At 65.2% G+C, this 26,555-nt stretch carries 27 protein-coding genes and 1 tRNA gene; 13 read left to right on the top strand and 15 right to left on the bottom strand.

Annotation, left to right across the window (positions count from 1 at the left end):
- The first annotated feature begins 25 nt into the window (after window positions 1–25).
- From FJT57_RS08785 to FJT57_RS08770, 4 genes are all read left to right on the top strand, one after another.
- Window positions 26–883 (top strand): hypothetical protein, encoded by an 858-nt coding sequence (locus FJT57_RS08785; RefSeq protein WP_144904214.1) that lies wholly within the window; start codon window positions 26–28, stop codon window positions 881–883.
- Window positions 884–992: 109 nt separating this feature from the next.
- Window positions 993–2,255, top strand: coding sequence for an isocitrate dehydrogenase (NADP(+)) (gene icd, locus FJT57_RS08780; protein WP_144904212.1), 1,263 nt, complete (start codon window positions 993–995; stop codon window positions 2,253–2,255).
- 181 nt (window positions 2,256–2,436) lie between these two features.
- On the top strand, window positions 2,437–2,976 hold the full coding sequence (locus FJT57_RS08775; RefSeq protein ID WP_144904211.1) for a DUF5817 domain-containing protein: 540 nt from the start codon (window positions 2,437–2,439) through the stop codon (window positions 2,974–2,976).
- 4 nt (window positions 2,977–2,980) lie between these two features.
- Window positions 2,981–3,361: a hypothetical protein gene (locus FJT57_RS08770; protein WP_144904209.1), complete on the top strand. Its 381-nt coding sequence runs from the start codon at window positions 2,981–2,983 to the stop codon at window positions 3,359–3,361.
- Window positions 3,362–3,369: 8 nt separating this feature from the next.
- Here FJT57_RS08770 and hmgA read toward each other — a convergent pair whose 3' ends face one another.
- Entirely contained in the window at window positions 3,370–4,650 is a 1,281-nt protein-coding gene (gene hmgA, locus FJT57_RS08765) for a hydroxymethylglutaryl-CoA reductase (NADPH) (RefSeq protein WP_144904207.1), read from the bottom strand.
- A 100-nt stretch (window positions 4,651–4,750) separates the two neighbouring features.
- Here hmgA and pyrF point away from each other — a divergent pair, with 100 nt between their 5' ends.
- Complete coding sequence (pyrF, locus tag FJT57_RS08760; protein ID WP_144904205.1) at window positions 4,751–5,605, top strand: orotidine-5'-phosphate decarboxylase; 855 nt, start codon at window positions 4,751–4,753, stop codon at window positions 5,603–5,605.
- A 58-nt stretch (window positions 5,606–5,663) separates the two neighbouring features.
- On the opposite strand, the gene FJT57_RS08755 is transcribed toward pyrF, so the two are convergent.
- A complete protein-coding gene (locus tag FJT57_RS08755; RefSeq protein WP_144904203.1) occupies window positions 5,664–5,843 on the bottom strand; it encodes a zinc finger HIT domain-containing protein in 180 nt (59 codons plus the stop codon).
- 115 nt (window positions 5,844–5,958) lie between these two features.
- On the opposite strand from FJT57_RS08755, the gene FJT57_RS08750 reads away from it, so the two are divergent.
- The 4 genes from FJT57_RS08750 to FJT57_RS08735 all read left to right on the top strand — a co-directional run bounded on the left by FJT57_RS08750 (window position 5,959) and on the right by FJT57_RS08735 (window position 7,430).
- Window positions 5,959–6,204, top strand: a complete 246-nt coding sequence (locus FJT57_RS08750; RefSeq protein ID WP_144904201.1) for a glutaredoxin family protein — start codon at window positions 5,959–5,961, stop codon at window positions 6,202–6,204.
- The gene (locus tag FJT57_RS08745) at window positions 6,201–6,734 is read left to right on the top strand and encodes a cob(I)yrinic acid a,c-diamide adenosyltransferase (protein WP_144904199.1); all 534 of its coding nucleotides are present in this window, start codon (window positions 6,201–6,203) and stop codon (window positions 6,732–6,734) included. The genes FJT57_RS08750 and FJT57_RS08745 overlap by 4 nt, the downstream gene beginning before the upstream one ends.
- 82 nt (window positions 6,735–6,816) lie before the next feature.
- Window positions 6,817–6,891: transfer RNA gene (locus FJT57_RS08740), tRNA-Val, on the top strand.
- Between the two features lie 158 nt (window positions 6,892–7,049).
- The gene (locus FJT57_RS08735) at window positions 7,050–7,430 is read left to right on the top strand and encodes a hypothetical protein (RefSeq protein WP_144904197.1); all 381 of its coding nucleotides are present in this window, start codon (window positions 7,050–7,052) and stop codon (window positions 7,428–7,430) included.
- A gap of 108 nt (window positions 7,431–7,538) precedes the next feature.
- Here FJT57_RS08735 and FJT57_RS08730 read toward each other — a convergent pair whose 3' ends face one another.
- Both FJT57_RS08730 and FJT57_RS08725 read right to left on the bottom strand, forming a co-directional pair.
- A complete protein-coding gene (locus tag FJT57_RS08730) occupies window positions 7,539–8,684 on the bottom strand; it encodes a cobalamin-independent methionine synthase II family protein (protein WP_144904195.1) in 1,146 nt (381 codons plus the stop codon).
- A gap of 151 nt (window positions 8,685–8,835) precedes the next feature.
- Window positions 8,836–9,513: a hypothetical protein gene (locus FJT57_RS08725; protein ID WP_144904193.1), complete on the bottom strand. Its 678-nt coding sequence runs from the start codon at window positions 9,511–9,513 to the stop codon at window positions 8,836–8,838.
- A gap of 135 nt (window positions 9,514–9,648) precedes the next feature.
- Here FJT57_RS08725 and FJT57_RS08720 point away from each other — a divergent pair, with 135 nt between their 5' ends.
- Window positions 9,649–10,821 carry an inorganic phosphate transporter gene (locus FJT57_RS08720; protein WP_144904191.1) on the top strand — a complete coding sequence of 391 codons (1,173 nt, stop codon included), beginning with the start codon at window positions 9,649–9,651 and terminating at the stop codon, window positions 10,819–10,821.
- 100 nt (window positions 10,822–10,921) lie between these two features.
- Here the strand turns inward: FJT57_RS08720 and FJT57_RS08715 are convergent, their stop codons facing one another.
- Window positions 10,922–12,289, bottom strand: a complete 1,368-nt coding sequence (locus tag FJT57_RS08715; protein WP_144904189.1) for a hemolysin family protein — start codon at window positions 12,287–12,289, stop codon at window positions 10,922–10,924.
- Between the two features lie 135 nt (window positions 12,290–12,424).
- The gene (locus FJT57_RS08710; protein WP_144904187.1) at window positions 12,425–13,816 is read right to left on the bottom strand and encodes an FAD-binding oxidoreductase; all 1,392 of its coding nucleotides are present in this window, start codon (window positions 13,814–13,816) and stop codon (window positions 12,425–12,427) included.
- Between the two features lie 330 nt (window positions 13,817–14,146).
- Between FJT57_RS08710 and FJT57_RS08705 the strand changes: the two genes are divergently transcribed.
- Window positions 14,147–16,303, top strand: coding sequence for a hypothetical protein (locus FJT57_RS08705; protein ID WP_144904185.1), 2,157 nt, complete (start codon window positions 14,147–14,149; stop codon window positions 16,301–16,303).
- 140 nt (window positions 16,304–16,443) lie between these two features.
- A complete protein-coding gene (locus FJT57_RS08700) occupies window positions 16,444–17,826 on the top strand; it encodes a DUF389 domain-containing protein (RefSeq protein WP_144904183.1) in 1,383 nt (460 codons plus the stop codon).
- A gap of 206 nt (window positions 17,827–18,032) precedes the next feature.
- On the opposite strand, the gene FJT57_RS08695 is transcribed toward FJT57_RS08700, so the two are convergent.
- Window positions 18,033–19,085, bottom strand: coding sequence for a hypothetical protein (locus FJT57_RS08695; RefSeq protein WP_238993947.1), 1,053 nt, complete (start codon window positions 19,083–19,085; stop codon window positions 18,033–18,035).
- Window positions 19,086–19,401: 316 nt separating this feature from the next.
- On the opposite strand from FJT57_RS08695, the gene FJT57_RS08690 reads away from it, so the two are divergent.
- Window positions 19,402–19,704, top strand: a complete 303-nt coding sequence (locus tag FJT57_RS08690) for a hypothetical protein (RefSeq protein WP_144904181.1) — start codon at window positions 19,402–19,404, stop codon at window positions 19,702–19,704.
- 15 nt (window positions 19,705–19,719) lie between these two features.
- Here FJT57_RS08690 and FJT57_RS08685 read toward each other — a convergent pair whose 3' ends face one another.
- The 8 genes from FJT57_RS08685 to FJT57_RS08650 all read right to left on the bottom strand — a co-directional run bounded on the left by FJT57_RS08685 (window position 19,720) and on the right by FJT57_RS08650 (window position 26,406).
- A complete protein-coding gene (locus FJT57_RS08685; protein ID WP_144904179.1) occupies window positions 19,720–20,328 on the bottom strand; it encodes a translation initiation factor IF-2 subunit beta in 609 nt (202 codons plus the stop codon).
- A gap of 111 nt (window positions 20,329–20,439) precedes the next feature.
- The gene (locus FJT57_RS08680) at window positions 20,440–21,510 is read right to left on the bottom strand and encodes a deoxyhypusine synthase (RefSeq protein ID WP_144904177.1); all 1,071 of its coding nucleotides are present in this window, start codon (window positions 21,508–21,510) and stop codon (window positions 20,440–20,442) included.
- A gap of 76 nt (window positions 21,511–21,586) precedes the next feature.
- Window positions 21,587–22,357 (bottom strand): Nif3-like dinuclear metal center hexameric protein, encoded by a 771-nt coding sequence (locus FJT57_RS08675; RefSeq protein WP_144904175.1) that lies wholly within the window; start codon window positions 22,355–22,357, stop codon window positions 21,587–21,589.
- Window positions 22,358–22,481: 124 nt separating this feature from the next.
- Entirely contained in the window at window positions 22,482–23,309 is an 828-nt protein-coding gene (speB, locus tag FJT57_RS08670) for an agmatinase (protein ID WP_144904173.1), read from the bottom strand.
- Window positions 23,310–23,315: 6 nt separating this feature from the next.
- The gene (locus FJT57_RS08665) at window positions 23,316–23,690 is read right to left on the bottom strand and encodes a translation initiation factor IF-5A (RefSeq protein ID WP_144904171.1); all 375 of its coding nucleotides are present in this window, start codon (window positions 23,688–23,690) and stop codon (window positions 23,316–23,318) included.
- A gap of 86 nt (window positions 23,691–23,776) precedes the next feature.
- On the bottom strand, window positions 23,777–24,220 hold the full coding sequence (locus FJT57_RS08660; protein WP_162524320.1) for a DUF5518 domain-containing protein: 444 nt from the start codon (window positions 24,218–24,220) through the stop codon (window positions 23,777–23,779).
- A 133-nt stretch (window positions 24,221–24,353) separates the two neighbouring features.
- Entirely contained in the window at window positions 24,354–26,030 is a 1,677-nt protein-coding gene (locus FJT57_RS08655; RefSeq protein WP_144904169.1) for an ABC1 kinase family protein, read from the bottom strand.
- A gap of 7 nt (window positions 26,031–26,037) precedes the next feature.
- Window positions 26,038–26,406, bottom strand: a complete 369-nt coding sequence (locus tag FJT57_RS08650) for an Hsp20/alpha crystallin family protein (protein WP_144904167.1) — start codon at window positions 26,404–26,406, stop codon at window positions 26,038–26,040.
- Window positions 26,407–26,555: the final 149 nt, after the last annotated feature.

The following is a 26,555-nucleotide window of genomic DNA, read 5'->3' as shown; positions in this document are numbered from 1 at the left end:
CCCGAGCGAATACGGGCACCCGGTAATGAAACCTCAGGACTTCCTGGAGTCCGATTGGGATTACTGTCTGGTTCTCGATGCGTGCCGATACGACGTGTTTTCCGACGTCTACGACGAGTATCTCGACGGAACGGTCGAAAAGCGCCGCAGCGCGGGATCGTCGACGCCCGAGTGGGCCTCTCGGACGTTTACCGACCGCCACGATATCGCGTACTTCTCCGGGAATCCGTTTATCAACGACCTGGGAATTCCGCTGAACGAACTCAAGTGGGGTGCCAGTTGCGACTACGAGTGGACCGCGAACGAACACATCACCGACGTCGTCGACGTCTGGAAACACGGCTGGGACGACGACCTCGGGACGGTCCCGCCAGAGAACCTCGAAGCGTCGCTCGAATCCCACTCGGAACTCGTCGAGCGCAACGAGCGGACCGTCCTCCACTACATGCAGCCGCACGCGCCGTATCTCTCTCGCGGTGCCGGACAGAAGCTCAGGCAGATCCAGAAGGGGATCCGACGACAGGACGAACGCGAACAGACGGCGGCCGACGGTGGTCCGTTCGCCTCGATCGGGCAGAGCGTGCGCCCGCGGATCGAGAGCGCACTCGAAGGCAGCGAACTCGCCCAGAAGGCTGGACTGTGGCTCGAACTCGACCCCGTCGATCTGGTTCAAAACGGGACGCGAGAGACGGCTTTCGAACTCCACGAGGAGAACCTCCGCATCGCGCTGGAATCGATCGCGGAGCTGATCCCGAAACTCGACGGTCGGGTCGTCGTCACCGCCGACCACGGCGAGGCGTTCGGCGAAGAGGGCGTCTGGGAGCACCACATCGAGACGCACATCCCCCCGCTCGTGGACGTTCCGTGGCTCGTCGTGGAGTAAGGCTTCCCGGTCCAGCAGTCTCTCTGCTGCGTGATTCCGGAGAAATCGGACGCGACGCGGAGCGATAACGGCAGTAATTTACGCCCGGTGCGGAAAGAAGCGGATGTTTATGAGCTACGACCAGATCGAAGTCCCCGAATCCGGGGAGAAGATCACGCTCGCCGACGAGGAGACCGGAGAGCTGAACGTTCCGGACACGCCGATCATTCCGATCATTCACGGTGACGGAATCGGAACCGACGTCGGACCGGCGGCGCAGCAGGTTCTCGACGCCGCGGCGGAGGCGACGGGCCGCTCCGTCGAGTGGATGCGCCTCTACGCTGGCGCGTCCGCCCGCGAGAAGTACGGCGAGAACCTCCCTGACGACACGGTCAACGCGATCCGCGAGCACCGCGTCGCGATCAAGGGACCGCTCACGACCCCCGTCGGCGCTGGCTACCGCTCGCTGAACGTCGCGCTCCGCCAGAAGCTCGATCTCTACGCGAACGTCCGCCCGACGTACCACATCGACGGCGTTCCCTCGCCCGTGAAGAACCCCGAAGCGATGGACATGATCACGTTCCGGGAGAACACCGAGGACGTCTACGCGGGCATCGAGTGGGAGGCCGGAACCGACGAGGTGGAGCGCATAAAGGCGTTCGTCGAAGACGAGATGGGCCAAGACGACGTGATGCACGACGGCCCGATCGGCATCGGCATCAAGCCCATCACGGAGTTCGGATCGAAGCGTCTCGTTCGCGAGGCGATCGAGTACGCGCTCGCGAACGACCGCGACTCGGTCACGCTCGTCCACAAGGGGAACATCATGAAGTTCACCGAGGGCGCGTTCCGCGACTGGGGCTACGAGGTCGCCGAGGAGGAGTACGACGACGGCGTCATCACCGAGGACGAACTCTGGGAGGAGTACGACGGCGAGGCCCCCGACGACGTGCTGGTCGTCAAGGACCGCATCGCTGACAACATGCTCCAGCAGCTTCTCACCCGGACGAGCGAGTACGGCGTCATCGCGACGATGAATCTCAACGGCGACTATATGTCGGACGCCGCTGGCGCGCAGATCGGCGGCCTCGGCATCGCGCCGGGCGCGAACTTCGGCGAGGGCCTCTGTCTGGCCGAACCAGTCCACGGCTCCGCGCCCAAGTACGCTGGCGAGGACAAGGTCAACCCGACCGCGATGATCCTCTCGGGACGGGAGATGTTCGAGTACATGGGCTGGAAGGACGCCGGACAGCTCATCCGCGACGCCGTCGAGAAGACCATCTCCGAGGGGAAGGTCACCTACGACCTCCACCGACAGATCGAAGGCGGCACGAAGCTCGCTACCTCCGAGTTCGCCGACGCGGTCGTCGAGAACATCGAAGCGCTCGCCTGAGGCGGTCTTTCGACTCTCCCGTTCCGCGTTTCCGACGGTTCACTTTTCGGGTGTGTAACTTTTCGGGCGTTTCGTTTCTGAAAATTCCACTTTTCGAGCGTTCTACTGTCCCGGAGCTCCGGGTTTCCGAACTGCCACGCGGAGCCGAACGTTCAAATCCGATCCCGAACAACGGAGTCGTATGTACGCCGTCGTCGGCTGCACCGACTGCGAGCACCTGTGGCTCCTCAAGGACGCCCGCGCGTCGAAGACCGCGACGTGTCCGCGTTGCGGGCGGACGTACCAGACGAAGAAGCTCCGCCGATTCGCCGAGGACGAAGATCGAGAGGCGGTCAGACAGGCCCGTTCGGCGCTCCTCGCGAAGCGAGGCGGGAACAGCGAAGCGTTCGCGGAGACGGCGCACGTCGCCGAGATGGAGCGAGAGATCGACGAGCGTGGGGCCGCCGTCGACGACGACGAGTACCTGACCGGTTCGGGACTGGACGCCGACGAGATCGAAGCCGCGGGCGAGCAGGCCGAGACGGGAACCGGTCGCTCCTCCGGCAACCGACTCGATGTCATCCGGGCGGCGTTGCGCGAGTGCGACGACCCCACCGACGACGACGTCGCAGCGTATGCGGCCGAACGCGGTGTTCCCGCAGACCAGGCCCGAAAACTCCTGACGAAGCTGTCCCGACGCGGCGACGTGACCGAATCCCGCGGCACCTACCGACTCCTCTAACCCGATGTCGACTTCCAGAACTCCCGGAACCGCTGGCACCGTCGCGCGCGTCGTCGTCGGCGTCTGCTTCGTCGCGGGCGCGGTACTCGCCGTCACCGGGCGGCTCGTCGTCGCGGGCGTCGCCTTCCTCGCCGGACACACGTTCCTCGCCACGGCCGCGGTAATACAGGGGCAGCGCCGCCGCGGCGCGGGGCTGTCGCTGTCGGGCGTCGGCTGGCTGGTGCTGTCAGTCGGCCTCGGCGCGAGCGGGGCCGAGGTCGAAACAGGCGTCCCGGGAACGCCGCTCCTGGTCGCCGGATTCGTGCTCGTGACCGTCGGGACCGTACTCGTGGTCAGCGCGCTCGAATCCGGCGGAACCGAGACAACGTCTCCGATCGAGAAGTAGGCCGCCGCTCAGCGGCCCAGTTCGGCGTGTGCGCTGGAGAGGTGCCGCGAGGCGAGCGCCGAGAGGAGCGAGAGCTCGCCAGCCAGCGCGCCCACGGCGATGTACTCGGCGAGCGCGTCCGCGTTCGAGCCAGGGGGGTCGCCGCCGCCACGGACGCCCAGGATTTCGAGCCCCTCGGCCTGCGTCGGGAGCTTCGTCCCGCCGCCGACGGTGCCGACTTCGAGCGACGCCAGCGAAACGGAGAGATAGAGGTCGCCGCCGGACGATGTCCGGCGAGCCTCCGAGTCTCCCGACTCGGAGACGCCGCCGCGCGCCTCCGCCGTAGTGATGGCGTTCGCGCCCTCGACGACCTGGGCCTCGTCCTGCCCGGTCGCGAGGAACATCGCGGCGACGACGTTCGCGACGTGGGCGTTGAAGCCGAGGCTCCCCGCCTTCGCGGAGCCGACGAGGTTCTTTCTGGTGTTCAGTTCCGCGATCGCCTCCGGCGTCGTGTGCAGGCGGTCCTCGACGATCTCGCGGGGAATCGTCACGTCCGCCGTGACCGAGCGGCCGCGCCCCTCGACGGCGTTGATCGCGGCGGGCTTCTTGTCGGTACAGAGGTTGCCCGAGAGCGCGACGAGCTCCGCGTCGGTCTCGGCCTCGATGACGTCGCAGGCGGCTTCGGTCGCGATCGTGGCCATATTCATCCCCATCGCGTCCTTCGTGTCGTAGCGGAACCGGAGATAGACGGAGTTGCCGACGACGTACGGCGTCACGTCCAGGAGTTCCCCGTGGCTCGTCGTCGACTCGGCGGCCTCGATCAGGGCGTCGACGTTGTCGCGGACCCACGAGACGAGCGCTTCGGCCTCGACGACGTCCTCGACGCGGAACACCGGCGCGCGGGTCATCCCCGATTTGATGATTCTCGCATTCGCGCCGCCCGCGGCCGAAAGGACGGAACAACCGCGGTTCACGCTCGCGAGCAGCGCGCCCTCGGTCGTCGCGAGCGGCAGGTACACGCCCTCACCGTCGCCGCTTGCGGTATCGCCGCCAGTCCCCCCGTTGACTGAAACGGGGCCCGCGACGCCCATCGGAATCTGGACTGCGCCGAGCATGTTCTCGATGTTCGATTCGGCCCGTTCAGCGGGGAAGCCGTAGTTACCGACGGCGTCAAGCGTCGCGTCGGTCTCGGATTCGACGAGCAGCCGACGCGCCTCAGCGGCGGTGTCGGCGTCGGCGTGGTCGTCCAGTTCGTGAAGCCGGAGGTCGCCCTCGCGGACGCGCGCGGCGAGGTCGGCGGCGTCTGTCATACCGGCCCCTTCCGCGGGGTCACCCTAACGGTTTCCGGTTTCTGTGACGGTGCCGAGTCCGAAGGGAAATCTACTCGTCGCCTCGACTGCGAGAGCGACTATGACCGCGCCGTTCTTCCAGCGACTGAGCGACCGAATCCAGCGGGTCGACAGCGTCGTCTCCGTCGGCCTCGACGCCGACCGCTCGCGACTCCCCGAGCACCTTCTCGATAAGGATCTCCCGCAGTGGGCGTTCAACCGCCGGATCATCGACGCGACGCACGAGCACGCCGCCTGCTACAAGCCGAACGCGGCGTTCTACGAGGACGCGGAGGGCTGGCGGGCGCTCCGAGAGACGATCGCCTACGCGGAGGGCAAAGACGTCCCGGTCCTCTTGGACGCCAAGCGCGCGGACATCGGAAACACGACGCGACAGTACGCGAAACTGCTCGACGACGTCGACGCGATCACGGTGAACCCGTATATGGGACGCGACTCGCTGCAGCCGTTTCTCGACCGCGCGGACAAGGGCGTCTTCGTCCTCTGTCGCACCTCGAACCCCGGTGGGGCGGACCTGCAGGACCTCGAATTAGATTCCGGCGAAGCGCTCTACGAACGGGTCGCCGCGCTCGCGGACCTGTGGAACCAACACGGAAACGTCGGCCTCGTGGTCGGCGCGACCGCGCCCGAGGAGTTGGAATCGATCCGCGAGCAGGTCCCGAACCTCCCGTTCTTGGTGCCGGGCATCGGCGCGCAGGGCGGCGACGCCGAGGCCGCCGTCGAGTACGGACTCGCCGAGTTAGACGAGCCGGACTCGTCGGGAGACCGGACGTCGTCCGGTGTCGGCGTCGGCCTCGTCAACTCCTCGCGGGGGATTATCTTCGCCGGGGAGGACCAGGGCGAGGCGTTCGCGAGAGCCGCTGGCGACGCCGCGCGTCGGCTCAAAACGCAGTTGAACCGCTACCGCGACGAGTGACATCTCACTTCGGCGATGGCTCGACCCGACACCGGCGACGGGTGACACCACTCCCGCGCTACCGAAATCCGGGCACGTTCCCGTCGTCATCGTCGTCGACGCCCTCCGAATCGGCGCAGTTGACGCAGAGCCCGTTCTCCGTCTCGAAGTGGAGCGAGCAGACTGCCGCGCCGCAGCGGTGACAGGCGTACTCGGCCTCGCGGCCCTCGCACACCTGACAGAGACCCGTGACGCTCATACGAGGAGATACGCGACCCGACTACTTCACTCACGGGGGCAAATTAGTGAGCGAGAGCAGCGATTCGGTCGCTGGTCGAGCAAACCTCTTTGCTCCGGCGTCCGCACTGTCGAGTATGAGCATCACGCTGTACGCGCTTGACGGCTGTCCGTTCTGCGAGGCGGTCCACGACGCGCTCACGGGGCACGAAGTCGAGTACGACACCGTCTGGGTCGACGCGCTGCACTCCGAACGTAACGAAGTCAAGCGTGTCAGCGGCCAGCGCGCCGTTCCGGTCCTCGTCGACGACGGACGGGGCGTCACGATGTGCGAGAGCGAGAACATCCTGACGTACGTCGAGCGGACACTTGCGGGGCAATGAAAATCTACACCGGACGCGGCGACGAGGGGATGACGGACCTGCGCGATATGTCGCGCGTCTCGAAGACGAGCCCGCGGATCGAAGCCTACGGCACCGTCGACGAGGCGAACGCGCTCCTCGGCACCGCGCGCCCGACCGGATACGACGACGTCGACGAGACGCTCGAACGGATCCAGAACCACCTGCACGTCCTTCAAGCCGATTTCGCGAACCCGGAGCCTGACGACGACGATCCCGTCGTGACCGCCGACCACGTCGAGGAACTGGAAACGACCATCGACGCGGCCGAGGAAGAACTCGCTCCGCTGACGTCCTTCATCCTCCCCGGCGGGAGCGAGGCGGGCGCGACGTTACATCACGCGCGGGCGGTCGTCCGCCGGGCGGAGCGTCGGGCCGTCGACTTCGCGGCCGACGCACCGGTCAACGCGGAGGCGATCCGGTACCTGAACCGCCTCTCCGATGCCTTGTTCGTACTCGGTCGACTCGTCAACGCTCGCGACGGTGTTCCGGAGGAGTCGCCGTCGTACTGAGTCGTATGTCGGGTCGTCTCTCCTCGGTCCGAACTAACGAAGAAGAACGCTTAAGTCCGGCCACGCGGAAAATTCGTTGCGCGGGTCGGTGGTCTAGTCCGGTTATGACGGCTCCTTCACACGGAGCAGGTCGGCGGTTCGAATCCGCCCCGACCCATACGTTTTCCTGACGATCACGAAGGAGTCGGAACACACCAGCGTTTCCGTCTAGTGAAGCGAGCACCGTTCGACTGTGGCTCGTAATTCGCTTCGGGCCCACACCTGCACCGTCCGCCCAGGTCCTGCTTTATGATGCTTGCCTGCGAATTGACAGATATGGCTGATACCAAAGAGGGACGAGAAAAACAAGCCGCAGACGAGGAACGACGGCAACGGAAGCGAGAGATCGAAGAGGCGCTAGGCCGGGCAGAGGAGGCTGAACCGTCCGAGGAGGAACCCGCGGAGATCACAGCAGACGAACGCGACTCGCCGGACGCCCCGCTCACGTGCCACCGCCGCAACTGCGAGGAGCCCGCAGCGTTTCTCGTGCTTGAACGGTATCAGGAGGAAACCGGTCAGGGCGCTGTCGAAGCGACGGCCGCTCTCTGTCGAGAGCACACTGCCGAGGAGAGTCCGACGAACCTCGACGGCGTCTACGACGACTACGTGTTTAGCGTCGTCCCGTTGCTGGAGTCGTGGAAAGGGGAAACCACGTAGTCCGGCTACGCTACTGGATATTTCGACCGTTGTCAGCGAACATCCGCATTAGCTACAGCGGCAGCGAGTCCGCTCTCGACAGCCCGACCGAATCAAGCGTACGGCCGGTTAGAACAGTCGGTCTGTGGCCACTTCGGCGCCCTCGACGACCGCTTCCAGTTTGGCCCACGCGATCTCGGGGTGGACCATCGCCAGCCCCGCCTGGGTGTCGAACCCGCAGTCGGGCGCGGCGACGATTCGCGTGGGATCGCCGACGGCGTCGGCGACGCGCTCGATGCGGTCGGCGACGACTTCGGGGTGTTCGACGACGTTCGTCTTCACGTCGACGACACCGGGGATGAGCGTCCAGTCGTCGGGCAGCGGGTGCTCGCGGAAGACGCGGTATTCGTGTTGGTGGCGGGGGTTGGCCTCCTCGATCGAGAGGCCGCCGATGTCGAGGTCATAGAGGATCGGAATGATCTCTTCGAGCGGCTTGTCGCGGTGGTGCGGGCCCTCGTAGCTGCCCCAGCAGGTGTGGACGCGGATCTGCTCGTCCGGAATGTCTTTCGTCGCCTCGTTGAGCGCGTCGACGTGCATCTGGACGACCGGTTTGAGCTTCTCGATCGGTCGGTCGCCGAATCCGCGGTGCCCGGTCGTCAACAGGTCGGGGGCATCGAGCTGAAGCGTCGCCCCGGTTTCGGCGATGAGTTCGTACTCCTTCTTCAGCGCGTTCCCGACGACCGAGAGGTACTCCTTATGGGAATCGTAGTGTTCGTTGACGAGCGTCGCCGCGGCGACTCCGGGCGACGCCGAGGTGATGAATGTCCCCTCGAAGTCGTGGTCGGAGGCATCGAGCAGTTCGTAGAAGGTGTCGATCTCCTCGCGAGCAGCGTCCTCGCCAATGTACTCGACGGGACCGGTGACCGACGGCTGTTTGGTCAGGTCGATCCCCTCGGCGTGGAAGGCGTCCTCCGCGTACTCGGGGTAGTCGGCGAGGTCGTCCCACAGCGGGGCCTCGCGCGTACCGCCGATACCCGAGAGCCGGTTGGCGACGTACCAGTTGAACGAGACGCGGGGCTGTTCGCCGTTGTTGATGATGTCGAGGCCGATGTCGGCCTGCCGCTGGATGACGGTGTCCGTGGCGTCGACGACGGCGTCGTGCCACTCGTCCTCGTCGACGTCCTCGCCGTCCTGTCGTCGAGTCAGGAGTTCGAGCAGTTCCGGTGTCCGTGGCAGGCTTCCGATGTGTGTCGTCAGGATGCGATCGTGAGTCATTCGGTACTCGGAGCAACCACGTCGCCATTAATATGACTTGTGGTTACTATCTGTCCTATAATTATTCCTTTTAGTTATATTGTGCGCGAACGGCGGCGAATCTGTCGCCCGCATCTGCCGACTGCTGTGACTGGCGTGGGGGAGGTTACAGTCAGGATCCCTCGGCCGATTTCGATTCCGCTTCCTCTCCGTCTATCGCCCCCTCGATTTCCTCACTGACCGTCTGTTCGACTTTCTCAGTCACTTCCTCGGTGACGGTCTCTCCGACCTTTTCGGCGACCTCGTCGACCTCTTTGCTCACCGTGTCCTCGACGGTTTTCTCGACTTCTTGGCTCACTGTATCCTCGACGGTCTTTTCGACCTCCTCGACAGTCTTCTCGACTTCCTTACTTACCGTATCGCCGACGGTCTTTTCGACTTCCTTACTTACCGTATCACCGACGGTCTTCTCGACTTCCTTGCTTACCGTATCGCCGACGGTCTTTTCGACCTCCTCAACGGTCTTTTCGACTTCCTTGCTCACCGTATCGCCGACGGTCTTTTCGACTTCCTCGACCGTTTTCTCGACTTCCTTGCTCACCGTATCACCGACGGTCTTCTCGACCTCTTGGCTGACGGTGTCTTCGAGTCGGTCAGCCACCTCACGAGTCATCCAGTCGGGATCGAACCGGGACATCTTCCACCCGATGTGAATCACGTAGGAGAGCAGTACACCCAGCCCGAACGCGATTCCGATCCCCGTGCCGACGACGAGGATGAGTCCGATCGCGATGAAGATCGTTACCCCGTAGGCGAGGTCGGTGACAAAATCAACGCGCGCCGGATTCATCGATTCCGGATCTCAACTGCGCTCACTCGTTCGCTCTTTAAATCCATACCCGCAATCGGGGATCGAGGGCCAATACACTGTCGGAGGCGATTCCGCGTTCCGACCGCTTAACCGACTGCGACGCGTTCACCACGTATGGTGGAACTACTTCTTCTCGTGGGACTGGCTGTCGCGCTATTCGTCGGGTTCAATATCGGCGGCGCGACGACGGGACCGGCATTCGGACCGGCTGTCGGATCCGATGCGATATCGAAAACGGCCGCGGCGGCGTTGATGTCCCTGTTCTTTTTCGTCGGCGCGTGGACTATCGGTCGGCGAGTCGTTGACACGCTGGGAACCGAACTCGTCACCGATCCGGGCGTGTTCAGCATCGAATCGAGTATTATCGTGCTCTTCTTCATCGGCGGCGCACTGTTCGTCGGCAACTACTACGGCGTCCCGGCGTCGACGTCGATGACGGCAGTCGGTGCGATCGCCGGACTGGGCGTCGCCTCCGGCGAACTCGACTGGGCCGTGATGGGCGAGATCGCGATCTGGTGGATCGTCGCCCCCATCGTCGGCTTCTGGGTCTCCGGGATGATCGGCCGGTATCTCTACCCGCGGATCAACCGCTGGGTCGCGATCGTGAGTACGCCCGGCCCGCTGACTGAACTGGATCGTTCCGGGACCGTCCCCCGTCCCCGATTGGGGCCGAATACGACACGCCGGGAGTTCGGAGGCGCGGTCGTCGTCGTCGCGATCGGTTGTCTGATGGCCTTCTCCTCGGGGACCTCGAACATCGCGAACGCCATCGCGCCGCTCGTCGGTGTCGGTGTCGACATCGACCTCTTGATCCTGCTCGGCTGTACCGCGGTCGCCGTCGGCGCGTTCACCATCGCGCGCCGAACGCTGGACACGCTCGGAAACGACATCACGGACCTCCCGCTCACGGCCGCGATCATCGTTGCGATCGTCTCCTCGGTGATCGTCGTGGGACTGTCCGCGATCGGAATCCCCGCCTCGTTCGTCATCATCGCGACGACCTCGATCGTCGGCCTCGGGTGGGGGCGGGCGACCCGGACGGCCACGTTCGTCGAGGTCGTCCGCGGCGAGCGGACCCCGAACGTCTCTGTCGGCGCGCTCGCGGCCGAGGAACCCGGCGAGGAGGCACCGCCGATCGGCGAGGAGGAGGACCACACGATCCCGGCGGCGTCGGACCTCTTCGATCCGACGACTACCGGTCGCGTGATCGTGATGCAGAACGTCGTCCCGATCATCTCGACGGTCGGTGCCTACGCCACGTTCTCGGTGCTGTTTCGCGTCTGGTAACGGTGTCGCTGTCGATTGGTAACGGTGTCGCTGTCGATTGGTGACAACCTTTCCACGCGCGGCGCGTCCGTTATCTCGATATCCCGGCTCGTTCGCCGGATTACTCGTCGTCTACCGATTCCTCGCCGTTCCGCTCGCCGTCCACTGACTCCCCATCGTCGCGTTCGTGGACCCACACCGTCGAGATTCGGGTCCCGTCGACGTTCGTCACTTCGACACTGTGTCCGTCGATGTCGACGGCGTCGCCGACCTCTGGCGCCCGGTCGAAGTGGCTGAGGACCAGTCCGCCGATCGTCTCGACCTCATCGCTCGCGAAATCGACGTCCAGCGCGTCGTTGACTGCCGAGAGGGGTACGCCCCCGTCGATGTCGTACCCGCCGTCGTCGTGCTTCCGTATCGCTGGCTCGCGCTCGTCAACGTCGAAGCCGTCGCGGAGGTCCCCGACGACGGCCTCGACGACGTCTTCGACCGTTGCGAGCCCCTCGAAGGAACCCCACTCGTCGATGACGGCGGCCATCTGCCGGTGTTCCTCGCCGAACTGCAAGAGGAGGTCGTCGACAGCGGTCGTCTCGGGGACGACGAGTATCTCCCGCGCGATGTCGCCAGCGGTCGTCTCCGCTTCGCTCTCCATCGTGCTCGCTCGCAGGACGTCCTTGACGTCGACGAACCCGACCACTTGGTCGCTGTCGTCGGGGTCGAGCACCGGGTAGCGCGTGTGACCCGACTCGAAGACCACCGATTGGACGTCGGCCACCGTGGCGTCCGCGGGAATGCTTACCACGTCCGGCCGGGGAACCATCACCTCCCGAACGAGGGTGTCGTCGAGGTCGAACACGCGTTCGATCATCGCGACCTCCGCCACGTCGATGGTTCCCTTCTCGCCGGACTGCGCGAGCACTCGACGGATCTCCCGCTCGCCGAGCGTTTCGTCGCTTTCCGAAGCCGGTGGCACGCCGATCAGTCGCGTGAACGCGTTCGCCGCCCCGTTGAAGACGACGATCCCCGGGTAGAAGAGGAAGTAACAGAGCTTCATCGGCGGGGCGAGGAGCAGCGAGAGCTTCTCAGTCTGTGCGATCGCGAGCGTCTTCGGCGCGAGCTCGCCGAAGACGACGTGGAGGAACGTGATGATGCTGAACCCGATCGCGAACGCGACGAGGTGGATGAGACCGGGCGGGAGAATCGGTTCCAACACCGGTTCGATGAGCGAGGCCACGGCGGGCTCGCCGACCCAACCCAGCCCCAGCGAGGCGAGCGTGATGCCGAGCTGCGTCACCGCGAGATAATTATCCAGGTCCATCATCACGCCCTGCAGCGACTTCGCGCCCGGACGGCCCTCCTCGGCGAGCTGTTCGACAGACGTCCCGCGGACCCGGACGAAGGCGAACTCGGCGGCGACGAAGAACCCGTTTAGCACCACGAGCACGAGCGCGAGGAGGACCTGCCCGATCGAGAGCGCGACGTTCACCATCGATGCGCTCCGACCCGGCTTCCGATCGATTTCAGTGCGGTCATATCGCTACCTTTCGGGCCATCCACTAAAATAGTGGACCCCTCCGTTTGGGAGTCCTTCCGGTCGCTCTCAACGCTCCCCGAGATTCGATCCTTACTGATCGACCTCGTCGAGGACGGTTCCCGGATTGAGGATCCCGTTCGGGTCCAGCGCGTCTTTGATCGCTCGCATCGTCTCGACCGTGCCGTCTCCGACCTCCGCCCGGAGGTGCGAGCGTTTGTCCGCGCCGATACCGTGTTCGCCGGTGCAGGTCCCCCCGAGGTCGATCGCCTTCCGGATGATTCGATCTGAGGCCTCGTGAGCCCGCTCTCGTTCTTCGGCGTCGCCCGGATCGCAGAGGAGCGCGTAGTGCGCGTTGCCGTCGCCCGCGTGACCGAAGGCGGGGATCGGGAGCCCGTACTCGTCGGCGATCTCGCCGATGAACGCGATAATTGTCGGATAGGAGCCGATCGGGACGGTGACGTCGCCGACCACCTCCAGCTCTCGATCCGGGTCCCACTCCGTGAGCGCGTGGCCGATCTCGCGGCGGGCGCGCCACAGTTCGGCCATCTCCTCGTCGTCGGCAGTGCTCGCGATTCGGGCGGCGTCGTGGGCCTCAAACCGCGCACGCAACGCGTCGAGCTCGGCATCGACGGCCCGCCCGTGGATCTCGAAGAACACCGTCGGCGTCGCGGGGAGGTCCGAGCCGGTGTAGGCGTTGGCCATCTCCGCGGTCAGCGGATCGATCAGTTCCAGCGTCGCCACGTCGATTCCGGCGCGGACGACGTCGGTGATCGCTCCGGCCGCGTCTCCGAGTGTCGAAAAGACGGCCCGCCCGCCGACGGTCTGCGGTGGCCGCGTCGCGAGGTCGAGCGTCGCGCGCGTGACCACTCCCAGGGTCCCCTCGCTCCCGACGAACAGCTCTTTGAGGTTGTACCCCGCCGAGGTCTTGCGCGCTTTGCTCCCGACTTCGATGATCGATCCGTCCGCGCGGACAACTTCGAGTTCGAGGACCCAGTCTGCGACCTCGCCGTACTTCACGGTTTTCGTCCCGCTGGCGTCGGTCGCGATCATCCCGCCGATCGTCGAGAACGCAGCCGACTGCGGGAACGACGGGACGTACAGGCCCTCGGATTCGAGCGCGCCGTTCAACTCGTCGCCGATGACGCCCGGCTCGACGTCGACCTGCATATCCGCGGGCCTGATTTCGCGGACCTCGTCCATCCGTGCCATCGCGAGCGTGATCCCGCCGCCGACGGGGACCGCCGCGCGCTGCATCCCGGTTCCGGCGGCATACGGCGTGACTGGAACCCCGCGTTCGTCGGCGGCGGCCAGCACCGCCGAGACGTCCTCGGTCCGTTCCGGCCAGACTACGGCGTCGGGGGCGCGTTCGGCGTCCGCCGTCGTCCCGAAGTCGGCGGCGAACTCCTCCCGCGCCGTCGACGCAAAAGAGAGCTGATCCGCCGAGAGAGGGAGTTCGGCGAGAAACCCACAGTCGTACGTCATACCGAAGCGGTGATCGACTCGAAGTAAAGGTCTGTCGTCAGCGCCTCCATCGCGGCCCCGGTCGCGAGCGACTTTCCGAGGGAGCGATCGGCGGTTTGTGCGTCTGTGCGCGCGACCGCACGATGTCGTGCAATCGATTGCGTCCTCAGATGTAAACCCGGTACTTTCCGGATGCGAATATGGCGGCCTTCAGATGTAGACGCGGTGGTCCTCAGTTGCAAACGCGGCGGTCCTCTGTCGCAAATGTGACGGTTATCAGCTGCAAATCCGACGATGTTCTGTCAGGAAACTAATTATACACCACTCGCGTACTACGCTCTCAGAGTAGCGATGTCAGTTCCTCACGAGGACGGCGGCAAGCGGCCATCTGAGTCCCGTCGTCGGTTCCTCACGTACGCTGCGCTCGCCGTTCTCGGTGGCAGCGGCATCGCCGGGGCGTGGGCCGCGACCCGCTCGGATGAGACGCCGGACCCCGCGTCGACGCCGACGGCGGTGCCGACGGAGGGGGATGACCCGTCTGCAGACAGCGACGAACCCGATGCAGTACCCGAATTAGTTCGACGGTACGCACCGGATCTGTACTTCGGCGACCTGGAGAAGTGGTTTCCTACCGACCCGCGACAGTACGTCGTCGAGACGGAGGGAGAACCGGTCGTCGACGGGTTTACGGCGCTTGCGGAGTATTCGAGCGCGTTCGCCGAGACCGGCGCACCACCGGACCCGACGGTGTTCTACAACGTCGTCGAAGCGGTCGACGGCGTCGACGTCGTCCAGTACTGGTGCTATTCGGTGTTCGATCAGTTCACGGTCAACTTCCACTGGCACGACTGGGAACTGCTCCAGGTGTTCGTTGATCGTGAAACTGACGCTCCGATTCTGTTGTCTGCGAGTGCACACGCGAGGGGGAGCCCCAACAACGAATTCCTCGATCCCGATCTCTCCGGTGGCCGCCGGATCGGGATCCTCTCGGAGGTCGGGTCGCATTCGAGCGCCAGCGAGGTCAACGGCGTGATCCCGAGCTTCGAACGGCTCTCCACGGGCGAGTGGGAGTCGGACGTGACCAACGACATCTTGGACGTCACACAAAACCTGGCCGCCCCGTTCGCCTACGGGCTTCCGCGCGACGAGGGCGCGAGACTCCCGTTTGCGATGCCGGAACTCGACGGGTATCGGCTCGACCAGCACCCGGCGCTGTCGGTCGATCGAGCGGATTTCATCGACGAACGCGTGACCGTCGAGGACTGGCACGGGATTCCGCGCCCGCCGATGGGGCTCCCCCTCCGCGAGCCCGGACTCGTACTCACGCATTCTGAGAGCTCGACAGCGTCGGACGGCGACTATCGGCTCGCGCCGCTCACCGCGGTTCGGGACGCCGTCTCGGACTTCGTCGGGCCGCAGTTGAGCTTCGAATTCGCGATTCCCGGATTCGTCGAGGAGCAGTTCGCCGACCACATCACGTCCGTCGGCATCCCGTGGGAGCAGGACCGCTACGGCAACCCGCTCGACGATGTCACCGATCCCGCTCACAGACGTCGAATCGACGGAAGCGCCCCGTCGGGCCTGTCGAACCGCGTCGTCGGACGCGTCCGCTATCTCGCCACCGGGTCCGACGGTGCGTTGGATCGAGTCTCAGACGAAGCTCGGGACGCGCTCGATGGACTCATCGACGTCTCACTCCACGCGTTACCGATCGAGGCTGCAGTCCGACTCGCGAGTGAGAGCCCGGAGGCCACGGTCACTCGCGGTGGCGTGTTCGGCTACCTCCACGTCGAGCCCGGAGCACACCAGTTGGTCGTCAACGCGCCCGGATTCGCGCCACTGGGTTACCGGTTCGTCCACGAGGGTGGGCTCGTCCGGACGGGTACGAACGGGGAGCTGACGCTCGTCACCAACGAGGACGCTGGCTGGATCCGCGGCGACGGGCGGGACGCAAACGGCGTTTCTCGCGTCCGCGTCATCGAAGCGTACGCTGGCGTCGTCTTCGACGGTCAGCCGGTCGAATCGGATCGCTTCGCTGTGGCTGTCCACCGCGGGGGGCGCTACACGGTCGAAATCGTCGATCGGAACGGGACTCGCGGGGCCTACCGGGTCGGTCCGGACGACTTCGACGACGACTTCGAGGTGGTCCGGGAGGACGTCGAAACCGGGAAACGATCGATTGCGAGCGTGCTTCGCGATGAACTCGCCGATCTCCACGAACTCGCTGCCACCGTCCGAGAGGACGTCGGCGACGACGATCCGGTGCTCGACCGTCTGTCTCGCGCCCGTGAAGAGGCTGAATCGGCGGTGCGAATCGCAGAACGTGACGGTTCAGACGCCGCGAACGAGCGGCTTTCGAACGTCATTTCACTCCTGCAGGAGGCGCTCGAACTGCTTTCCGGCGACAGGCAGCGGGCCTACAGCGATAGTGCCGTGGCGGCGATCGACCCGCGCCTGACTGCGGCGATCGACCGGGCACGGACGGCGATGGAAACGGAGGTGTCGTAACCTCAGTCCGTTCGGCCCGGTCCGGAGTCTCGTCTGTTTCCCTCCTTTTGCTCATCCTCTTTCGTAGATACGCCTTCGAATACCCAATCGATACCCGTTATTCTCTGCATAGCAATACGTCGCCGAACCGCAGAGCGACTATGCGACTGGTCCAGTTGCTCCTCTCGGAGGATCACAGGGAGCCGGTGCTTTCCATTCTCGACGAGGAGGGGATCGACTACCTCACCTTTGAGACCGCGAGCGTGGAGTTCGAGACTGCCGGTACCGATTCGAAGACAGCTGCTGATGCAGGTTCGGCGACGGCTGCTGATGCAGGTTCGGAGACAGCTACTGATACTGGTTCGGCGACGACTGATCACGATCTTCTCGTGGAGTTTCCCCTTCCAAACCAGGCCGTCGAGTATCTCACAGACCGGTTCGACGAGGCGGGAATCGACCAACGCTATATGGTCACTCTCGCTGCCGAATCGGCGCAAACGGAGCGGTTTGCGGAGCTCGAAAATCGATTCGTCACCGGCACCGAAGCGGGCGACAGCATCGCTCCCGACGAACTCCGAACGACGGCGTTGGACCTCCATCCCGACCCGCTGCCGTACTACTCGATGACCGTCGTCAGCGCGCTCGTCGCCGTCGCGGGGCTGCTGGTCGATTCGGCGGCGCTCGTCGTCGGCGCGATGGTCATCGCTCCGCAGGTCGGCTCCGCGCTCACGGCGAGCGTCGGGGCGACGGTCGGCGACTGGGAGATGCTCACCGACGGCGTGCGCGCGCAGCTCTTCAGTCTCTCGCTCGCCATTCTCGGCGCGGCCGCGTTCGGGGTCGCGTTACAGCTCTCGGGGTTCGTCTCTCCCACGGTCGACGTGGAGACGATCGCACAGGTCGGCGAACGGACCTCGCCGGGGCTGCTCACGCTCGCGGTCGGGCTCGCCGCGGGGATTGTTGGCGCGGTCGGCCTCGCGACGGCGCTCCCCGTCTCCATCGTCGGGGTGATGATCGCGGCCGCCCTCATCCCGGCGGCCGCCGCCACCGGTATCGGCATCGCGTGGAGCGAACCGGGTGTGGCCGTCGGTGCGGCGGTTCTCCTGGTCGCGAACCTCGTCTCGGTCAACGTCGCGGGATTCGCGACGCTCCGTGCGTTCGGGTACCGATCGACGGACGCCGACACGTCGTCGCTGCCCAGGTTCGGGGCCGCCGTCGTCGCCGTCGCGCTCGTCGCCGCGGTTCTCGGATCCGGAGGCCTCTTCACCGCACAGGCCTCGTTCGAGAACGAGGTCAACAGCGCCGTCAGCGACGTCCTCGACGACGAGGCGTACGAAGACCTCGAACTGGTCCAGACCCGCGTCGAGTTCGTCGTCGTCCCCGGCTCGACGTCCCCGGACGTTCGGGTCGTCGTGCACCGGTCGGCCGGTGCGTCGTCACCCGGACTCGCCGCGGATCTCGGGGCCGCGATCGAAGATCGAACGGGTCGGGACGTAAACGTCAGAGTCGAATTCATCGAGGTTCAGCAGTTCGATGCCGAGGGGTGAATCTCGAGTGTGCAGATCTGTCGATACGTCGCGTCACGTGGCCACCGTACTCACGACGCACATCTATCTATGGTGGCTGTTCTTTGCGGCCCTATCGAGTCAGCCGTCTCGGTACCGACCCGGACCACCGTTGTATCGGTTGCGACGTGATTCGACGTCGTTCCGCTAGTTGGCTGTCGGCCGAGTGCAGAATCATCTGTCGAACCTCAATCCACATCAGAATCCAGGGTGAATACGGTCGATTCGAGCGAGTGTTTCGAGACGGTAAGGATGCGCAGCATATACGAACTGAGAAGGACATACGGAGAGAGCGCGATGACGAACGCGACGTTGACATAGAGGAGTCGTGATCGGATCCCAGGGATCGTGGTTTGCGGGAAGAGCCCGGTATCCATCGCGAGCAGGACGTACGACGTGAAGACGATGACCGGGAGCGAGAGGACGAGGAGGGCACTCGAGAGGTTCCGGAGTTCCCGCTTAAAATACAGCGTCGTGAAGTACTCTCGACCGGACGCGAGGATCGTGAGTATACGGAGCAGTGCCGCGAGCGAATCCTGGTCTGATTCTGTGAGTGCATCCTTGTGGGTGGCCTTCAGGCGGCGGGTCACGTTGATGTGGCGGGCATAGGGGTAATCGAGCGTGCTCAAAAGGAGGATCGAAATCCGAGGTTCGGTTTGTCGGATCCGATCCTCGATCAGCGACAATCGTGTGTCGATATCGTCGACGAGTGCAAGCAGGTCCGTCCGCGCTCGCTCGTCTGTCGTTGAGTCATCGATAGTCCGGATCGATTCCGCTTCCGAGCGAATCGCCCTGATAACGTACTGGAGAAACGGCTGTAGCCCGGCCGGACTGATGCCGTCGTCCACGAGTTCCTCCAGTTCGATCTGGAACTCGATAGAATCCTCAATGCGTGCCAGTTTGACTTGGAGGGGAGCGAACTCCTGGGCGAGAGCCGCAGTATTGATCGAGAGGACGACCGAGACAAAGAGGATTATCCCACCGAGGAGCGTGTTGAACAGGGTCTGGACCGCCCGCGTTTCGGTGACGAGGCGCTCCATCTCGAACTCCCAGACGGTACCGACCGTCAGCAGCGTCAACAGGATGACGATCTCAGTGAAGAGTGCGAGTACCCGTCGGTCCCCGGTCAGGAGAACCCACCGAACCAACCAGATGACGGGGCTTCGGGAGGTCGCCTCGGAAGGGTTCTCCTCAGCCTCTGTCTCATCCGGATCTGAGGGCTGGTTCGATATAACGAACATCAAAATGATACGTTCGATCATATTGCTGTGCGCAAATCACTATGTAGTCACTATAATCGGTAGTCTCCAGATACTGTCGCGGCTAGCAGCCGAGAGTATCCGGCAGTCGCTCACCGCTTCTCGGAACTACGGGGATCGAAAACGGGCCTCGGCACTCATAGGGTTCGTCGTCGCCGAGTGCCACCCCGGCTCGGAACGGTGCCGTCGTCATCGGCCGGTTGACTGTAGCGACGGGAGTTCAAAGAGCGTTGCGAGCCGCGGACAACGATCGAACCGACAGCCACCTATATGTCTCATCGGACGAATCCGTCCGTCGATGCCCTCCAGACTCCGCGACGCGCTGTTCAGTGAGCCATCAGGCCGACCCGCCGCGGCGGTGATGTTCGCCGGGTCGCTCGCCTTCGCGGCGCTGTACGCCTACAATTGGATCGTCGGCGAGTCCGCTTTCCTCGGCGGCCTCTTTATGCTCGTTGGCTCCGCGCTCTCCGGCGTCGCGGAGTCGCTTCCGAAGGATCAACGGCGGGTCGCGGGCGTCCTCCGCATCACCGCGATCCTCGTGCTGCTCTCGCTGCTGGCCGTCATCGTCGTTGCTCCGGAATCGGTCGTGAACAGGCGATAAAAACCCGAACGCCGCTCAGACGACGCGGGCGAACGCCAGCGTCCCGCTCGTTCGCTCGATGATCGCGCGGACGGTCTGGCCCTCCTGCGCGCCGGAAACGAAGATGGTGAACTTGCCCTTCTCGGCGACGCCGTCGCCCTTGCGGCCCGTGCCGGTAATCTCCAGTTCGTAGGTCGCCCCTTCCTCGACGGCCGGGCCGGTCTGAGACTGCGTCTTGGCGGCGCGCTTTGCGACCGGTCGGAAGGCACCACAGGCCTCACAGCGGAGCATATCTACGCCGTCCTCGGTCACGAGACGGGTGTCCGGCAGGCCGCACTCCGTACAGGTGACGTACTCGGCGACGTACTCGTCGATGGCGGCCTCGAAGTCGGCCACGTTGAACGATCCGTTGTACCGCGCGCGGTCGCCCTCGAGCTGGCCGTTCGTCCCGAGTTCGCGCTGGATGTTCCGGTGGACGTGCTCGACGTCGCGGCCGAGCGCGTCCGCGATGTCACCGATGTTTGTCAGCCGCGTGAACGCGCCGTCGGTCTCCCCCGCGGGATCGGGGATTCTGAGCCGCGACTCCTCCTCGTTCCGCTCCGGGAGCGCGTCGAGCGCCCTGTCGAGAGAATCTGCGTAGTTCATACGTCCCAAAAATAGTTGAGGCCGTATAGCCGTTCCGTGTCTCGCGTTCGCGTGCGACGAGCCCGAGTCCGAATGTACCGATCCAGCAGGCCACGGACGCTGACGACGCGCTCAGATCCCCGACTCGCCCGCCCGCTCCCGCGCGGCGGCGACGACCAGCGGGAGCGTGATCGTCGCGTCGCCGACGACGGTGACGTTTCGAGCGGACTTTTCGAGCTTCCCCCACGACCGCGCCTCGTCGAGCGTCGCGCCCGAGAGCCCGCCGGTGTGGTCTGGGTCCATCGTCAACTGGACGGCGTAGTCGTACGCGTCGGGGATCGTGAGCATCGTCTGCAGCACGTAGTTCTTCGGGACGCCGCCGCCGACGACCATCGCGCCCGCGCGCTCGGCGCCGAACGCGAGATCCGAGAGGTGGGTCATATCTCCGAGGGCATCCAATCCGAACTCGGAGGTCTGCGAGTAGATCCACGCCTGGATCCCCAGCACTGAATCCTGGATCGCCGGGCAGTAGATCGGGACGTCGTGCTCGTATGCCGCCGCGGCGATGCCCGCGTCCTCTTCGACGTCTCGTTCGCGATTCTGCTCGGCGTTCGCCCGTCCCAACTCGGCGGTGAACTCCTGGATCGACACCCGCCGCTCGACGGCGGGAAAGACGTTTTCGCGGAGGTGCGACTCGAACAGCGCGAAGTGCTCTTGGGGGAGATAGACGTTATAAATCCGGTCGACGCCCTCGTCGCGGAGATGTTCGTCGTGATCGCGCGGCGTCTCGCCCGTCGGTTCGGCGTCCGGCGCGGCCGGATGCGGGTCGTGCGGCTCCGCGCGGCCGTGGTGGTGCTTGCCGCCGATCGCCTCGATGGCGTCGTGGGTCAGGTTCGCGCCGGTCGTCACCAGCGCGTCGATGTGACCGTCGCGGATCAGGTCGACGACGACCTGTCGCATCCCCGTCGGCACCATCGCGCCCGCGAGGCCGAAGAAGTTCCGCACCTCCTCGTCGGCGAGCATCTCCGCGTAGACGTCGACGGCGCGGTCGACGCTCGCCGCGCCGATGCCAGCCTTGCCGTACTCGTCGGCGAGTTCGCCGACGGTCATCCCGCCGCGGACCCGCGCGTGCCCGATCGGTGCCTCGTGGAACTCCTCGCGGTGTGGGGTGTGCGGTTCCCCGTCGTGATCGTCCTCGGTCATACCGGTTCGTGTGCGACCCGGTCGGTTATGTGTCGCGGTTCGTCGATTTCCGGGGGCGTATTCGCTCTATTGTCGCTCACAGTCCCGTCGGGTGCGACAGTACGGTCGTCTGGAGTCCCCACTCGGAGACCAGCCCCGCGAGGTTCTCCACGCCGAACGTCTCGGTCGCGTAGTGCCCGGCCAAGAAGACGTTCACGCCCGCCTCGCGCGCCTCGTGGTACACCTGCTGTTTCCCCTCGCCGGTGACGAGCGCGTCGACGCCTGCGTCTGCGGCCTCCCCCAGCCAGTCGACGCCGGAGCCGGTGACGATCGCGACGTCGCGAATCTCTTCAGGACCGAAATCGAGTACGTGCGGCTCTCTCTCGTCCGTGTCGAGATCTGAAAGCCGCTCACGCAGTTCGGGCACGGAGTACGCTTCCGACGCGCGGCCGCGCTGACCGATCGTGACGGGACCGAGCGCGCCGAACGGCTCGCGGGAGTCGGCGTCGAGATCGAGGTGATCGGCGAGGCCTGCCGCGTTCCCGAGCGTCTCGTGTCCGTCGAGCGGGAGGTGCGAGACGTAGAGCGCGAGGTCGTTTTCGACGAGCGCGGCGATGTTCCCGTAGTCGCGACCCGTCACGCGATCGAGACCGCCCCAGACGAGGCCGTGGTGGGTGAGGAGCGCGTCAGCGCCCGCGTCGGCGGCCGCGTCGATCGTCGCCGCCGCAGCGTCGACCGCGAAGGCGACGTGCTCGACGGCCATCTCCTCGGGGCCGACCTGGAGGCCGTTCGGGCTGGCGTCGACGTCGGCGTACGCGTCCGTGTCGAGGCGATTGTCGAGTCGCTCGGCGAGTGTCGAGAGTTGCATACCCCACCCGACGAACGCCGGGCGCTTGTATCTGTATCAACTGTTCGCGTGGCCTGTCGAGCGTGGACTCGTTCGCGCGGCCCGCGCGTGTGGACCGCTCATACCCGTATGAACTGTTTCGGGCTCACCGGTCGGCGTGTGCGAACACGAATTCGCGACACAGCTTGGCCGCGAGCGACGCCGCCTGCCCGTCGTCGCGGTCGTTGACCTCCACGACGTCGAATCCGTCGGCGTGGGGGGCGACCGCTCTGACGACGTCGCGTAGCTCCCGGGGAGCGAGTCCGAACGGCTCCGGTGTCCCGGTTCCCGGAGCGAATCCCGGATCGGCGGCGTCGATATCCACACTCAGGTACGCGCGGCGGCCGTCGAGGTGCGCTTCGAGGTCGAAGTCGCCGACGTTCTCGGGGGCGACGACGGTCACGTCCTCGCGTTCGGCGCGCTCCCACTCCTCGGGCGAACCGGTCCGCGCGCCGAGGATGATCGCTTCCCCGACGTCGGCGTCGAGAGAGCTCGCGTGATCTACCACTCTCCGCGTCACGGTCGCGTGGCTGTAGGCGTTGCCGTCGTAAGATTCCCGGAGATCGAGGTGCGCGTCGAGACAGACGAACACGTCCGGATCGACGGCCTCGACGCCCGCGGCCGTCACGGTGTGCTCGCCGCCGAGGAGGAGCGGAACGGCATCGTCGCGGACGACGTCTCCAAGTTCGCCGGAGAGCCACGCGAGGTACTCGGGGGCGTCGTCCCACGCGCGGACGTCGCCGTGGTCGTGGACGGAACAGTCAGAAAAACGCAGGTCGGTCCGCCGGTCGTAGTCGTCGAACGGCCGGGCGAACCGCCGGATTCTCTCGGGACCGAAGCGGGTCCCGGGTCGAAACGATGTCGAGATATCCAGCGGGGCGCCCACGACGACGTACGCGGCGTCGGCACGCGATGCGGTCGCCCCTGGGAACATCTCCGATCAGATGATCTTCCGCTGGCCCTCGTAATCGAGGTATTCGATCTCGTCGTCGGGCGAGAGTTCTTCGTCCTCGGGGATGCGCATCGTGAACGTCTGGTAGGTTTCGAGGTCCATAATCTGGGCGTCGTTGTCGGTGACGGAGACGATCTGGCCCTGCTTTCGCTCGATGATCGGCACCCACACCTTCGCGTCGACGGGCTGGCTCAGCGAGCGCTTCTTGCTGTCGAACACGCCACGGCCTTCGATCCGGGCCTTCGCGCTCCCGTGCTTTCCGGGCTTCGCGGTGCTGTAGGCGTTGATTTTACACGGCGAGTCGTCCATCATCACGTAGCTGCCTTCCTGCAGTTCGCGGACCTGCTTCTGCTCTTTCGGCATACGTCGGGATTGACGTGTGGTCGGTATAAACGGTTTGGAAACGCCGCGACGCGCGATGACGCGCCGGTACGACCGTCTGCGCGCGGTCAGGCGTCCTCCGGTTCTCCGTCGGCCGGTCGGGGGGTCGGCCGCCCGTTCGATTGATCGCTGGTCCGTTCATCCTGCGCTCTCGTGAGGCTTCCGAGCGCCCCGGCGGCGACGTTCGGTAGGCTCGCGCTCAGGAGGATCATCGTCGTCGCCTCTCCGGCCGAATCGAGGAAGGGAAGCAGGAACTCGATCGGGAACGGTAGCGGCGCATCGGTGACGACGGACATCGCGACGAGCCCCGGGATGAGAACGATCCCCCACGCCATCGCCGTCAGGAGACCGTGCCACGCGCCCTCTGAGGGTTCGTCCCCGGCGAGATAGCCCGCAAGGGCGCTCCCCGCGAGCCCGCCGACGAGCGTCACGCGTCCCGTCGCGATGAAGACGAGTGCCTCGCTAGAGGCCGCGAGTGCGAACCCGCCCGCGACGGCACGCCACCGCGTCATACGCGAACCTCTCCGCTTCTCCGGATAAATCTACGCGTCAAATACTCAGCCGTGATAACGTGACAGACCCGTGCCAGGCTCGGCGGGGCAGTGACAACGCGACAGGGACAGCATACGAGAGCGATGCGGCTCGTCAGTCTCGGTCGCGCTCGCGCATACTCTGTCGAGTGAACTGCGGTTTCGCGCGAATCCCTCGCTTCTTTCGGAACGACCGGTACAGCGCGACGAGCGCGGGGAGTGTCAACACCGCGGCGACGGCCGCCGGAACGACGCTCGACGGCTCGAAGGCGTATAGGATCGCCGTCGAAAGCGCGCCGACCGCGACGAAGAGGCCGTAGACGATCCGTCGGGCGAGTTTCTCGAGCACGTCGTTCTCGTCTTCGAGCCGGACGTTGACCGTGAGGTTCTCGTTCTCGACGCGGTCCAGGGCTCGATTCAGCTTCGGCGGTACCTCGAAGAGCGCGCGGGAAGTCTCCTGCAGCTGTTTGCCGCCCTCTTCGAGCAGCTGTCGCGCAGTCTCCTCGTAGTAACCCTCCTCTTGCAGATAGTCGGTCGCGACGGCGATGAAGTCGAACTCGGAATCGAGCGTCACGCAGACCCCCTCGACGACTGTCGCGACCCGCAGCACCAACGCGAGGTTACGCGGTAGCCGCAGCGGGAACTCGTAGATCGTCGACTCGACCTGTTCGATGATCTGCTGGACGCGGTACTGCTCGATGTCCTCGCCGCGGGCGTCGGCGATCGCCAACTCCAGGACGTCGCCCATCACCTGCCGGTCGGCCTCCGGCGAGAGCGTCCCCATCTCGATCAGCGTGTCGAGGATCGCGCCGATGTCCTGGTTCGCGACGGCGACGTAGAAGTCGATGATCTTCTCCTGAATGAACGGCTCGACCGTCCCCGACATCCCGAAGTCGTAGAAGATGATCTCTCCGGTGTCGGTGACGGCCAGATTCCCCGGGTGCGGGTCGGCGTGAAAGACGCCGTCGTCGACGATCATCTGTAGGTAGACCCGCTGGAGCGTCGTCGCCAGTTCGGTCCGGTCGATCCCCTTCTCATCGAGCGTTTTGACGTCGTTGATCTTCGTCCCCGGGAGGTACTCCATCGTGAGCACCCGCGGCCCCGACCGCGCGTCGATCGGCCGCGGGATCCGGACCTTCGGGTTGTCGGCGAAGTTGCCCTTGATCTCTTCGAGGATCCGCTTTTCCCGACTATAGTCCATCTCCTGACGAATCGTCTTCGCGAACTCGTCGGCCAGGTTGTCCAACGAGAACGCCCGTCCCTGTCCGATGAACCGTCGAACGATCGGGAGTGACCACCGAATTACCCGGAGGTCGGCCTCGACGAGCTCTTCAATCCCCGGTCGACGCACTTTCACCGCGACCGGCTCGCCGTCGTAGCGCGCGGTGTACACCTGTCCGAGGCTCGCGCCGCTGATCGGCTCGCGGTCGAAATCGTCGAACGCGTCGTCGACGGGGCCGAGTTCCGCTTCGAGGACCTGTCTCGACTCCGCCCACGGTGCGGGCGGGACGTCGTCCTGGAGGCTCGACAGCACGGTGATGTACTCCGCGGGCAAGATGTCCGGTCGCGTCGACAGGAGCTGTCCGAGCTTGATGAACGTCGGACCGAGCGTCAAGAGCGATTCCAGAAGGATCTCCGCTCGTTCGGCTCGGGTCTCGGCGTCGACGCGCCGACTTCCCCCGAAGAGGACGTATCTGCGTCGGTCCCGGGTGTAGGCGACGATCAGCGGGAGAAACTGTCGGACGACGAGGAGAAATCGCCAGTACGCGCGGAGGTTCACCAGTGTGCCCACCCGGCTGTTAGGCGTCGTCTCCGGCCGACGTGATCGGAATCGTCCGCTCCGGCGTGGCGTCTCGCTTCGGCAGCGTGACGGTGAATACGCCGCGGTCGACCTCCGCGGACGCCCCGGCCCCGGTCGCGTCCGGCGGGAGGGGCAGTTCGGCGTCGACGAACAGCGGTCGGCCCTCTTCGAGGTACGAAAACGCCGAGGGAACCGCTTTCTCCCGTCTCGCCTCGACGACGAGTCGGCCGCGTTCGACGCGCATCTCGGCCGTCTCGGCCGTCACTCCGGGGAGATCGAGGACGATCCGATAGGCGTCGTCGGACTCCAACAGATCGGCGAACACCGACTCCGGAAGTCCCCGGAGCGCGTCCCGCAGTGTTGTCATGTCCTCTCGTAGGGATGGCGGGTCGAAAAAGGCCGCGGTTGATTTTCACGTAATCGGACACAAGAGCTATATTCGGCTCGGAGGCGACTGTTGCCGCTGTCGCGTATGAATGATCCGCGCTGCGTGGCCGTGGCTCGGTCCGTGATCCA

Source organism: Halobellus captivus, assembly GCF_007655485.1.
GTDB lineage: Archaea > Halobacteriota > Halobacteria > Halobacteriales > Haloferacaceae > Haloquadratum > Haloquadratum captivum.
The sequence above is the reverse complement of the archived record's forward strand: the minus strand, read 5'-3'. Positions and strand labels throughout refer to the sequence as shown.